This is a genomic window from Sphingobacterium sp. UBA865, from assembly GCF_002295765.1.
Taxonomy (GTDB): domain Bacteria; phylum Bacteroidota; class Bacteroidia; order Sphingobacteriales; family Sphingobacteriaceae; genus Sphingobacterium; species Sphingobacterium multivorum.
Window position 1 is genome coordinate 193,068 of the sequence record NZ_DBGB01000009.1, and the last position, 13,081, is coordinate 206,148.

The window sequence follows — 13,081 nt, forward strand, 5'->3', positions numbered from 1 at the left end:
AAATCCTAAATCGGGTAAGCTACCGTTTTTAGAATTTATGCTGGAATCCGTTGAAGATCATTTCCAAGGCCACCAAAGTAATAGCGACGGCGAAAATGATACGTAAAGTCTTTGGGTTCATGCGCTTTAAGAGTTTGGATCCTGTAATGGCACCGCATAATACACCCAGGATAACCGGAAAAGCAATACCTGGATCCATATATCCTCTTTGTAAATAGACCACTGCAGAAGCAGCTGCGGTGACACCGATCATAAAGTTGCTCGTTGTCGTACTGACTTTAAATGGAATTTTCATCATGCTGTCCATCGCGAGTACTTTAAGGGAGCCCGAACCAATGCCTAATAATCCGGAAAGTATTCCTGCAACCCCCATCAAAGAGAAGCCGCCGACGACGTTGGTCAGCTTATACGGGATCAATTTTCCATCAGCAGGGTAGGTGCTATTCAGTTTCAATTTTTCAGCCAAAGCAGAACCGCCGGATAGCGCATGTTCGTTTTTCTTCCGTATAGTCATTGCTGCGGAGAAGATCAGTACAATACCAAAAATGATTGCAATGGTATTCGTCGGCATGTAAATGGCGATGACAGCCCCGATAACAGCACCAATCGTGGTCGCTATTTCTAAAAACATGCCAAGCCGGATGTTGGTGATGCCTTCTTTGACATAGGCTGTGGCTGCACCGGATGATGTCGCTATGGAAGCCAACAAGGCCGCTCCGATGGCATAACGGATATCGACATGAAACAGAAGAGTCAATAAAGGGATGACAACGACCCCTCCGCCTAAGCCTGTCAGGGATCCTAAGAGCCCTGCTACAAAAGCACCCAGGAGAAGGATGATTGTAAAGGTGAGAATAGTCATAAATATGTGTTTGTTTGTGTGATCCAAAAAACAGCAGCTGTTTAATGGAAGGTAATTTGTTGTAAACTTAAGGGCTTTTTATTGCTTTTGAAACTTTAAACCTGGAATAGATACAAATGTTACATCAAAAGTATTATTAAAAAAATGGTACTGCCTGTCGCTTCACAGCCTGAGGCAGTACCGATGACCTTTATTGGTCTAAGTATATAGTGTATAAAATATGGACAATATTATTCAGCTATTGTTTGTTGTACCTTTTCTTTTCTGTTGAAGATATCGTAGATGATTGGGAATACCAACAATGTCAATATCGTCGCTGAGATTAATCCGCCAATGATGACGATCGCCAAAGGTTTCTGTGATTCCGAACCTATACCGGTCGATAATGCAGCCGGCAACAGCCCGATGGAAGCCATGAGTGCCGTCATGACCACAGGTCGTGTTCGCGATTTTACACCTTTATAAATCGATTGGTCATTGGGTAGGCCATCCTTCTTATTCTGGTGGAATTCTGAGATCAGGATAACACCATTCTGGATACAGATCCCGAATAATGCGATCATACCTACCCCTGCCGAGATTCCAAAATTCATACCCGTCACGTGCAAGGCGATAATTCCACCGATCAGTGCAAAAGGAACGTTGGCCAACACGAGCAGCGAATCCTTGATATTTCCGAATAGAATAAACAATAGAAAGAAGATGACGATCAAACTGATCGGTACAACCTGTGCTAGGCGGTGTGTCGCACGCTGCTGATTTTCAAATTGTCCAGTCCAGCCAATAGAATATCCTTCCGGAAGCTTAATTTTACTTACTTTTTGTTGTGCTTCAGCTATGGTGCTTCCTAAGTCACGGTCACGGATGGAAAATTTGATGCCGATATAACGTTTGATGTTGTCGCGATAGATAAAAGCAGCACCATTATCTTTTTCAATGGTCGCGATACTTTTCAACGGAATTAATGTGCCATCACCACATGGAACCATCAGCTGTGCAATATCCTTTTCTGTTTTCCGATATTCGGGCGCATAACGCAGTCGAATGTTGAATTTGCGCTCACCATCGTATAAAATGGAAGCGGTCTTTCCGCCAAAGGCCATTTCCAGTACCGCCTGTGCATCTGCTGGCAGGACATTGAATGCCGCCATACGGGTCCGATCCAATACCACACTAACTTCAGGTTGGCCGATATTTAAGATGATACCAGGTTCTTTAATACCTTGAATACCTTTGACCTGTGCATAAACTTCTTTCGCCAGGCGGTCTAAGGTCGCGAGGTTATCGCCAAAGATCTTGATGCCGTTTTCGGCCTTGAAACCAGCAACGGCTTCGGCAACATTATCCGAGATAGGCTGCGAATAGTTATAGGTGATCCCCTGGAATTGTTTGAGTTTATGGTCCATCTCTTCAATCAGCTGATCCATGGTGATTTTACGTGTCCATTCCTCTTTAGGTTTTAGGGCCACAGCAAACTGAACAAAGCCAAACCCATTGGGGTCGGTACCGTCGTTGCTTCGTCCAGTTTGGGAAAGTACGCCGGTGACCTCAGGAAAGGTTTCCAAAGTACTCTTTAACAGTTTGGTTGTTTTAACCGATTCACGTAAAGAAGTGCTCATAGGCATCTCGGCAGTAACCCAAAGAGACCCTTCATTTAATGTCGGTAAAAATTCTGTTCCTAAAAATTTTGCAGAAAACAAGACTGCAGCTAGTAAAGTAATCGCAACGATCATACTCAGACGCTTGTTTCGGAATGTAAATCCAAAACCCTTGGCGACAATTCTATTCCAGAATTCAACAAATGGATTGTGGCGTTCTTTCACATTTTTATTGAGCAGAATATGCGATAAAGCCGGAACGAGTGTCAAGGTAAACAGTAATGCACCCAGCAAAGCAAAACCCAGGGTAAAGGCTAGTGGCGAAAACATCTTTCCTTCTACTTTTTGGAAGGAGAATATGGGCATCAAGGAGGTGATGATAATCAGCTTGGAGAAAAAGATTGCTTTTCCCAAACCTGTTCCTGTCTGTTTGATCCAGCCGGCTTTGGCCATTTTGTTGAATTTCTCCATACCCAGCTTATGAGCCTGGTGATCCAACATGACAAATATCCCTTCCACCATGACCACGGCACCGTCGATGATAATACCAAAGTCTACTGCACCCAAAGACAACAGGTTGGCGCTCATGCCAGCTAGTTTAAGACATAGAAAAGCAAAAAGTAAGGCGAGGGGTATAATGATAGAAACGATGACCGTCGTGCGCCAGTCTGCCATAAAGAGCAATACCATCAAGGTGACGAGGACAATACCTTCAATCAAGTTGTGCATAACGGTATGGGTCGTGAAATCCATGAGATTGTCACGGTCATAGAAGGTTTGCATTTTGACATCTTTGGGAAGGATTTTGTTGTTGAGCTCGTCTATTTTCGCTTTTACAGCGGTCAAGACCTCTCTTGGATTTTCGCCTTTCCGCATCACGATGGTTCCTGCTACCACATCATCATTCTTACCAAAACCAGCTTGGCCCACCCGAGGCATTGCGCTTTCTCTTACCTCGGCTACATTTTTAACAAAGACCGGATTTCCCTTTTGGTTGATTACCGTGATGTTTTCGATATCATTGATTGAGTTGACCAAACCAATACCGCGTACGACGTAGGACTGGCCACTTTTTTCGATGACATCTCCACCGACGTTCAGGTTACTTTTGCTGACAGCATCAAATACCTGCAAAGGGGTCAGATTAAATTTGTCGAGTTTGATGGGGTCGGTACTTATTTCGTAAACCAAATCCTGTCCACCAAAAACGTTGATATCTGCTACACCAGGGACACCACGCAAAGCGCGGTCAATGACCCAGGTCTGCAAAGTAAGGAGGTCGCGTGAATTACGTTGATCGCTATGTAATGTATAACGGAAGATTTCGCCTGTAGGGCCGTAGGGGGGCTGTACTTCAGGGTCGATATTGTCTGGCAGGCTCACAGACCGCATGAGGTTGTTGACCTGATTGCGGGCAAAAGTGTCGTCGACACCATCATCAAAGATGATTTTAACAATAGAAAGGCCAAACATGGTGGTGCTCCGTATACTTGTTCTCTTTTGAACTGGACTCATGCCTAGTTCGATTGGTGTCGTTACAAAACGTTCGACTTCCTCCGCACTCCTTCCGTTCCACTGGGTAATGATGGTTATTTGTGTATTGGTCACATCGGGAAATGCCTCAATGGGCATGCTTTTAAAGCTAATGAAACCAGCAATAGCCAAAATACCGACCCAAATAAAGGTAAACGCTTTATTTTTAATGGAAAAGGCGATGATATTTTTAATGAATTTGTTCATTCGTGTAAATGCTAAGACCGATTAATTATTCAATGCTCTATAGATCAAAAGTTTATTGTTGACAACAACTTTTTCACCTTCCTGTAGCCCCGTAGCCATGTAAGTTGTTCCTTCGTTTTGTTTGATCGGCAGTATTTCGCGAATCTTAATATCATTTTGGGATTTATAGATCAATACGAAATATTTGTTTTGATCGAAAATGACCGCATCAGAAGGAACTGCAAGCGCTTCCGTATTGGAGCGATGCAATACTTTAATGGTCGCTTTACTATCCGGAATAAGTAAACCATCCTTATTGTCTAGTACCACCCGTGCCTGCATTGAATTCGTCTGCGGATCGATGATCTTAAAGATTTTATCGATACTGCCCTGGAATTTTTTGTCCGGGTAGCTCAGGGTAGACACCATAGCGGGCATGCCCATACTGATCTTGTCGATATCCGTTTCGTTGACATTAAGAATTGCCCATACATCTTTTGTATTGGCCACATCAAAGATGTTGTCGCTGCGGTCACTACGCAACTGCATGTCCTTATTGATGTTCTTTTGGACGATGTAACCATCGATTGGAGATACGACCGAATAAATATTGCCTGTACGGACATTGTAAATCTGACTGACAGCCTCTGAACGGCGTAGCTGCTCTTTGGCTTTGGTTAATTGTCCTTTTGCCTCCAGCATGTCTTTATCTGTGCTCAATTTTCCGTTATACATATCTTCAGCTACACGGTAGTTTTTCTCGGCGAGTAATACATCGGTTTTGGCATCCGAAAGATCCTTTTGTATACCGGCAACTTCCGTACTTCTGATTGTTGCCAATACCTGACCTTTATGGACATAATCACCCAGAGAAACATTAACGGAGACCACATTCCCCCCAACGAGCGGGAAAATATCAATGTAATTGTTTTGATCGGCCGATATCTTTCCAAAGAAGTTGAGTTCTTCGGTCACATTTTCTTTTTTTACCGTAGCAAAACTTGTCGATTTAAGCATCGTCTCACTAATTTCGAAACCTTTGACAATGGCTGCATTATCTGTTTCTTTATGATTTTGGCAAGAGTAAAGTAGTACTACTGCCACAGCGGCTATAAGAAGTTTTTTAGTTGACATGAGTTGAATTAAATATAGAAGTTTGAGCCAGGTAGTTTAATTGTTCGGCGTTGAGAATGATTTCCTTTTTCATATCGTATAGCTTAAGAATGGATATGCGATAGCTGTCCATAAAATCCGTGAACTCCACTAGAGAAATATTCCCTTTTTTAAAATTATTGAATATGCCATCATAGACCACAGCGATGTTATGCAGGTCGTCTGGTGTGATAGTAAAATATTGGGTATATTGATTTTCCCAGGACTGATAGTTGGAACGGATCTGTGATTCCAGCAGCTGCCGTTGGACTTCAATATTTTTCTTTGCCTCTTCTTCGGCGTATTTCGCTTTGATCACATTTCCTTTATTTTGTTTCCACAACGGGATCGGAATGGCGGCTGTGACATTGAGCTCATTGCGGAATACACCTCCATTTTGGCTGTAGGAAAGGCCAAGGTTGATATCCGGTGTGTTTAAAGACTGTTGCCATCTGGTAAATAACTGTGCGCTTTCCGAGGTCTTCAAGGCAAATTGATAATCAGCATTGTTTTCCAAGGCCAATTGGTAGATGTTTTCCAAAGGCATTGTTGGCTTTACGGCAAGTTCCTGATCTGCTTCTTGATCTGTTAACTTTGGTAATACATCTTCCTGACTGGAAATAAGCACACGTAATTGCTGCTGTAGATTGATACTATTATTAATTGCTGTCGTTTTTTCGTTGTTGAGATCAATGGCCATTGTTTGAAGGCGAACCTGATCTTTTAAAGAAACGTTTCCTTTTTTCCCTTGCTCTTTATAAGCGGCGAGCAGATTATTGAGGTAATCCAGCTGAATTTTAATATCGGCCAACTTATGTTGCTCAAAGTAAAGGGAGTAGAAAGTTGTACGCAGCTGGGCGCGAAGGCTTGCCAGCAATTGGCTAAATTGTAGCTTAGCAAGTTCAACATTTGATTTGGCAAATTCAACTTCATTCTTCTTTTTTCCACCGAGATAAATCAATTGGGATACGCTTGCTTCCTTGGATTGACCAATATGAAATGTTTTTTTGTTCTGTGGGTCGTAGGCATTGGCAGACAGTTCCAACTGTGGCAGATCCCATATTTTGGCCTGTATAACGTCAGCCTCTGCTTGGCTGATGTCATATTGTTGCGCGAGCAAGGAGAGGTTACTTTTGATAAAGGTTTCTTCGCATTCCTGCAGGGTCATCTGTTGTCCCAAGATCTCACTTTGCTTAGTCCCAAATGTACTTTCATGAATGCTCGTATAAACAGCTTGTGGTGGTTTTTGTTGAGCAAAAGTCATGCTATTGAAAAGCAATAAAAATATAAGGGGTGTCTTTGTCATATGTTTCAAATCTTATGTAACAAAATAACTGGTCTAAGATTAAAGACCCCTTAATAAATGCTTAAAAAAAGCTTAAAAAAGCATGTTTGTCAGATGGGTGGATAGGTATTAATGGGTATAGTAAATAGATGTTCTTGTTGCTAAGAGACTTGACATAGTCTGTCTAAATCAGGTAACTATACTTCGCGGTTAGGAAACAATTTAAATAATAATACAAAAGTATGCGTAGATTGTTTTAGATCTGCCTGATATGCTATCGTTGCTTGATGCGATTGCATGATACGCTGAACGATACGTAGCCCTAAGCCTGATCCTGTTGTTTCACTTGCGTTTTCACCGCGGCTGAACGCATCGAAAATCCGCTTTTGGTCGATTGTGCTTAAGGCCGGGCCAGTATTACTGACAAGTACCTTGAGTTCGAAGGTTGATTCTAGAATCATCACTTTTACCTCCCTGGTATCGGAGTAGAGCGCAGCATTTTTAAATAAATTCACAAAAGCAATTTCAATCAATTGTGCGGAACAGAAAATACTAAGTTTTGGATCTTCGATCCCACCAATTGAAAAATCCAGTTGCAGGTCGGGGAATACCTTGGCTACTTTTTCATAGGCCATAAAGATAATTTCATCGATCCGCTCTTCCTTATAGGTCATTTTCAAACGCTCGGAGTCGAACTTTGAAAGTAACATCAGCGAATCGGTTACCTCCGAAAGATGTAAGGTTTCCTTGGATATGTTACGTAAAACCTGCTTTACGTCTTCACTCAGCTGATTTTGATGATAAAGGTTCTCCAGCTGAAAGGACATTCGGGCAAGCGGTGTTCGCAGCTCGTGGGAGGCGCTGGAATTAAATTCTTTCTGCGATTCGAAAGCAGCCGAAAGTCGCAGCAGCATGGTATTAAATGCTCGGGTTAGTACAGCAATCTCATCGGTATGACCGGTATACTCGACAGGTTTGGTAAGTTTACTGGCATTAATCTGCGTGATATTATCTTTTAATTTATCGAGTGGGATCAATAGGCGCTGGATGAGTTTATAACTAAATATCCAGACCAGAACAGCGCTCAGGACAAATAATATCGTTAGGACGAGCGCTAGATGGTCCATTTTTTCATTTCCGGAGTAATCCTGTGCTTTTACGATAATATAATAGGGTAAACCGTTGATGCGATAATATTTGGCCAGTGTTTCATATTGGTCCTGATAGTAGAAGATCTGTTTTTCCTGATTTAGCCGATTGACAATTGAGGCATTCCAGGTAATGGTCTGATCCTTTACGGTACTGAAGACGAGCTGTTTGTTTTTGTCAAGGATGATAACATCTTCATAGAAAAGGCCATCTTCGTCATCGTGAAAATAGTTTTTGTAAGACTGGCGGTTGAAATAGGGGTTACTGGCGATATAATGGGAAATATTGTCCAATTTATCAATCAGTCGCTGGCGAAATTGATCTTTCCGAAAATCGAAACTAGCATAGTAGATAATCAACATCGCCATACCGAAAAGGACGGAGAATGCAATGCTAAAGCTAATCGCTATTTTCTTCTTTAAATTCATTTTTCTGCCGATAGGTAATAACCAAAGCCAGGTCTTGTATGGATCAGTTTATTCTCAAAGTTTTTATCAATCTTCTTACGCAAAAAGTTGATATAAACTTCAATTGTATTCTGTGTTGTCTGAAATTGATTTTGCCATACTTCCTCCGAAATATGTTGCTTGGACAGGGTGCGGCCCTTTGCCTGTGCTAAGATAAGCAGCAGCTGAAATTCCTTTTGAGTAAGATTAATTTCTTCATTTGCACGTAATACACGGGCCTCATCAGGATAAATGATCAGATCATCGACTACCAGTGTTTTTGTTTCATTGCTTTCGCTATGCTGTTGCCGACGCAATAGGGAATAGATGCGCATCAGCAATTCATCTAAGACGAAAGGTTTAACCAAATAGTCATCAGCAGCCCGTAGAAATGCCTCCTTTTTATCATCTATATCATCGTATGCCGAGAGAATAATAATTGGTGTAAAGGCGTCATGGCTTCTTATCTTTTTACAGATTTCCAATCCATTGATTTTGGGGACATTGATGTCCAATAGATAAAAACCATATTTTTTCTGGTGTGTTTTGGCCAAAAAATCGATTCCATCAAAGGCTTGATCACAGGTAAAGCCCTGGCTTAATAGAAAAGATCGGATCTCTTTAGAGAGTACCTTGTCGTCTTCGAGCAGCAAAATGTCCACCATATTTATATCTGTTGTCTTTTCGTAAAAATAAACAAATTTTTGTCATCCAATCAAGGCGATGTTTTCTTCGTTCTTAATTTGGTAACATAAGATTTACACGAAGAAATGTGAAACAAAAAGAAATCTAAGTAGATTCAAATCGAAATTATAAATAAGTGTTATGGAAACCAGAAGAGAATTCTTACGAAAGACCCTACTATTTTCAGGAGCAGCAGGTATTGCCAGCTTCATGCCCGCATCGATCCAGAAAGCCTTTGCCATAGACCCTGACCCAGGAAGTAGTTTTTTAGATGCCGAACATATCGTCATCCTGATGCAGGAGAACCGATCCTTTGATCATACGCTAGGTAGTCTTTCGGGAGTTCGGGGTTTCAATGATCCACGTTCGATACGTTTACCGAACGGTTTACCCGTATGGTATCAAACGGATAAAGAGGGAAAAACGTATGCTCCTTTCCGATTAAACCTGAAGGAAAGTAAAGTGACCTGGATGGGTTCTCTTCCACATAGTCGTGCAAGCCAGGTGGATGCCTTTAACCAAGGTCGTTATGATCATTGGCTGTTATCGAAGCAATCAGGGAATAAACAATATGCGGCTATGCCCTTAACATTGGGGTATTTTACACGTGAAGATTTGCCCTTTCATTATGCCTTAGCGGATGCTTTTACAGTATGTGATCAGAATTTTTGCTCGGGCATGACCAGCACTACGCCTAACCGTTCCTTTTTCTGGACGGGTAAGATTACAGAGATGAAAGATGGTCTGCAAAAAGCGAATATTCGGAATGATGACTTTGGCTATGGTAAAATGACCTGGGAAACTTTTCCGGAATTGCTTGAAAAGAACGGCATTAACTGGCGTTTCTATCAAAATGAGACCAGCTGTGGCGGAGGTTTTTCTGGACAGGAAAGAGCATGGTTATCCAATTTTGGGTGTAATCTACTGGAGTTTTTTCAGGCTTATCAAGTTAAATTTAAGGAGAACTATATCAGAAGCCTGGAAACACAGGTTCGGGATTTGCCCATGCAGATTTCCAAGTTGGAAGAGAAGTCTCCTTCTTCCGAAGAACAAGCCGAAAAGATACGCGCTGATATTCGCAAAAAAAGTGAGGCACTTGAGCGAGCGGAGACCGAACTAAAGGAATTCAATCCAAACAATTATAAAAAGCTAAGTGATTTTACGAAATCATTAAATGATCGGGCGTTTACGGTAAACAAAGGGGACAACAATTACAGGTCGCTTGATACGTTACATTTTAAGGCACAGGGGAAAAAAGCTGCGCTGGAAGTCCCAAAAGGCGATATTCTTTATCAATTTCGCAAAGACGTTGATACTGGTAAATTGCCTGCGGTATCCTGGTTGGCCGGCCCACAGAATTTCTCGGACCACCCGAGTGCGCCCTGGTATGGAGCTTGGTATGTATCTGAAGTTTTAGATATCTTAACAAAGAACCCTGAGGTTTGGAAAAAAACTATTTTTATCATTACCTATGATGAAAACGATGGTTACTATGATCATGTTAAACCTTTCCTTGTACCTGATTTAAAGAAGAAAGATACAGGGGCATGTTCTCCTGGGATCGATACGGAGGTGGAGATGGTTCGTTTAGAAAATGAGCTAAAACAGGGGATTCCTAAAAAGCAAGCACGCGAAGGGGCTGTGGGCCTAGGTTTTCGTGTTCCCATGTATATTGCGTCGCCTTGGTCACGAGGTGGTAAGGTCTGCTCTCAGGTATTTGATCATACGTCTACTTTGCAATTTTTGGAATCTTTCTTTAACAAAAAGCTGAACAAGAATATGCATTTGGAAAACATCAGTGCATGGCGTAGAACAATCTGTGGTGATTTGACAACCGCTTTTACACCTTTTACTCAGCAAAAGGAACAACTCCCTTTTCTTGATAGGAATCAGTATATCGAAACGATATACAATGCGCAGTTCAAAGATGATCCGCGAGGCTTTGTTGAGGTCAAAGATCCTGATCTCGCGACTAAAAACGGATGGATTCCGGGATTTGACCGAATACAGGAGCGGGGGATTCGTAAATCTTTGCCATTGCCTTATGCGCATGATGCGGTGGGCTTTGTGAAAGACGGAGTGTTTCATCTAACGATGACTGTAGACAGCAAGTTTTTCGGAAAAAGGACCGCAGGTACAGCCTTCAACGTTTATAGTCCGTTGGAATATCGTGATGAACAGGGGCAAAGTGAAACTTACCGTAATTGGAATTTTGCGGTGAAGGCCGGTGATCGTTTGGCATATCAGTGGGACCTGGCACGATTTGAAGGAGATCGCTATGCGTTTGAATTGCACGGTCCAAATGGTTTTTATCGAAAATTTTCTGGACAAAAAGGAACAGCAGCACTAGAGGCTACCGTTTCTCCGGAACTGAAAGCGCTAACTCAGGCAGCGACAGGGAAATTGCAGCTGAGACTCAGGAACAAGAGTGACCAGCGGGTAACGGTAGTTGTCGAGAGCCTTAGCTATGGAAAATATGCCATAACGAAAGAAATAGCTCCCGCCGAAGAAGTTCCATTGATCCTGGATGTTGAAAGTCAAGGAAATTGGTATGATATTGCTGTACGAATCAAGGGAGACAGCAGCTTCGTCATTCAGCTCGCAGGGCGATTGGAAACAGGTGTTGAGTGTACAACTGATCCATTATTAGCATAATCTGTACTGTTTCAGCAGGGATGGCGGTCAATTCTTATTGAATGGGTTCCCTGCTGTTACTATATATCTATCAATAGTATCCGCTTGACCTTATTTACAAGCAAACAAATAAGGTCTCCGGATAGTTTGTTTCTATATAACGACGAAGATACAACTCGGTATCAGTACTTATCGTGCGGTCTTTATGAACAGGGAATGTATTGTAAACAACGGTATGTAGATTGATCCTGCGCTTGGTGATCGCTTCCAGACTAAGTAAGGTATGATTGATACTCCCTAATTTTCCAGAGGTGACAAAAATAAGCGGATACTGCATTTCTTGGATGTAATCGATAATCAGATAATCTTCTCTTAGTGGAACCATCAACCCACCTGCACCCTCAATAAGAACAGCGTCGTAGCGTTGGCTTAATGTTAAGCTAGCTTGTCTGATCTTTTTAAAGTCAATTTCACGATTATCCAGGCGTGCTGCTAGATGGGGGGAGGCGGGGTAGGTGAAAATCTCTGGCATCGTGATTTTCTGATGATCTTCTGCCGTTAATGGGATTTCCATGAGTTGGCGATGGAGGACGATGTCTTCGGAAATAGTTGTATTTCCAGTTTGTACAAGCTTTTGGGTAGTGGTGCGTATACCGCTTGTATTCCATTTTTTCGCGAGGAGGCCAGTCGCATAACTTTTTCCGATCCCGGTATCTATGCCGGAAACAAAATAGATATTTTCATTCATCGCTGTATTTCTTTTGTAGGTTGTTCGATTGTTTGTAATTCGAGTGCTCAGCTGTTATTTTTTTGCAATAATATAGATGGGATGGTAGGTTAGGGATACGCCCTCTTCTGTCCCATAGTGAGATGTATATTTATCACAGAAAGCCCGAAGTTTGCCTTTTGTCCACCGGTGATTTTTTATTCCCGTTACCCCCGTTTGTTTCAGGTGAACAAGAACTTGTAGTGGGCTTTCAAAGTGCAGTTTCAAATGTTCTTCTTGTGCAATGAGGATCTTATAATTCAACGCTAAAAGTTCTGCGATAAGTTCCGATTTGGATCGATATGTTAGTCCAACATGTGCCGTTGCATTGACCTCGTGCATATTGTCATGTCCAAAAGTGCTGAAGGCAAGGATACCGGAATCCGGAAGGGATCCATAACAGCTTTCAAAGAAAGCGCGAGGATTGTTGAACCACTGAATCGTAGAACAGGACGCGATTAGATTGATGTCTTTGGGAAAAGCATAAGTTTCTGCATCAGCACAGATGAACGTGTGCGACGATGTCAAAATATCCATTACTTCGGGCATCATTTCTGGACAGATATCATTTAAAACCATTTTCTTTGGTTTGATATGCTGTAAGATTAACCGCGAAAAAAGCCCTGTTCCGCAGCCAATTTCCAATACTTTTTGTGGTCTTATCTGTATGTTCTCCTGCATCAACCTGATCATTTTTTTTGCTATTTCATATTGGGCGATCGCTGCCGACTGATAGTTAGATGCCGCTTTAGCGAAACGGGATCTAATCCTTTGTTTGTCCATCAT

The 13,081-nt window shown here is 42.0% G+C and carries 9 protein-coding genes; 1 reads left to right on the forward strand and 8 read right to left on the reverse strand.

Annotated features, from left to right (window positions below; translation table 11 throughout):
• Positions 1 to 28: 28 nt before the first annotated feature.
• The 6 genes from B2O97_RS03675 to B2O97_RS03700 form a co-directional block, all read right to left on the reverse strand.
• Entirely contained in the window at positions 29 to 862 is an 834-nt protein-coding gene (locus B2O97_RS03675; RefSeq protein ID WP_070562867.1) for a sulfite exporter TauE/SafE family protein, read from the reverse strand.
• A 230-nt stretch (positions 863 to 1,092) separates the two neighbouring features.
• Positions 1,093 to 4,200: an efflux RND transporter permease subunit gene (locus tag B2O97_RS03680; RefSeq protein ID WP_286766951.1), complete on the reverse strand. Its 3,108-nt coding sequence runs from the start codon at positions 4,198 to 4,200 to the stop codon at positions 1,093 to 1,095.
• 21 nt (positions 4,201 to 4,221) lie between these two features.
• Positions 4,222 to 5,313, reverse strand: coding sequence for an efflux RND transporter periplasmic adaptor subunit (locus B2O97_RS03685; protein ID WP_286766952.1), 1,092 nt, complete (start codon positions 5,311 to 5,313; stop codon positions 4,222 to 4,224).
• Entirely contained in the window at positions 5,303 to 6,637 is a 1,335-nt protein-coding gene (locus tag B2O97_RS03690; RefSeq protein ID WP_286766953.1) for a TolC family protein, read from the reverse strand. Before B2O97_RS03690 ends, B2O97_RS03685 begins: the two co-directional genes overlap by 11 nt.
• Before the next feature lie 176 nt (positions 6,638 to 6,813).
• Positions 6,814 to 8,193, reverse strand: coding sequence for a HAMP domain-containing sensor histidine kinase (locus B2O97_RS03695; protein WP_286766954.1), 1,380 nt, complete (start codon positions 8,191 to 8,193; stop codon positions 6,814 to 6,816).
• A complete protein-coding gene (locus tag B2O97_RS03700) occupies positions 8,190 to 8,876 on the reverse strand; it encodes a response regulator transcription factor (protein WP_201667286.1) in 687 nt (228 codons plus the stop codon). The genes B2O97_RS03695 and B2O97_RS03700 overlap by 4 nt, the downstream gene beginning before the upstream one ends.
• 160 nt (positions 8,877 to 9,036) lie before the next feature.
• Between B2O97_RS03700 and B2O97_RS03705 the strand changes: the two genes are divergently transcribed.
• A complete protein-coding gene (locus tag B2O97_RS03705; protein WP_286766955.1) occupies positions 9,037 to 11,550 on the forward strand; it encodes a phosphocholine-specific phospholipase C in 2,514 nt (837 codons plus the stop codon).
• 94 nt (positions 11,551 to 11,644) lie between these two features.
• Here B2O97_RS03705 and bioD read toward each other — a convergent pair whose 3' ends face one another.
• Both bioD and bioC read right to left on the reverse strand, forming a co-directional pair.
• Positions 11,645 to 12,277 (reverse strand): dethiobiotin synthase, encoded by a 633-nt coding sequence (bioD, locus tag B2O97_RS03710; protein WP_286766956.1) that lies wholly within the window; start codon positions 12,275 to 12,277, stop codon positions 11,645 to 11,647.
• A gap of 54 nt (positions 12,278 to 12,331) precedes the next feature.
• Positions 12,332 to 13,081, reverse strand: a complete 750-nt coding sequence (bioC, locus tag B2O97_RS03715; RefSeq protein ID WP_286766957.1) for a malonyl-ACP O-methyltransferase BioC — start codon at positions 13,079 to 13,081, stop codon at positions 12,332 to 12,334.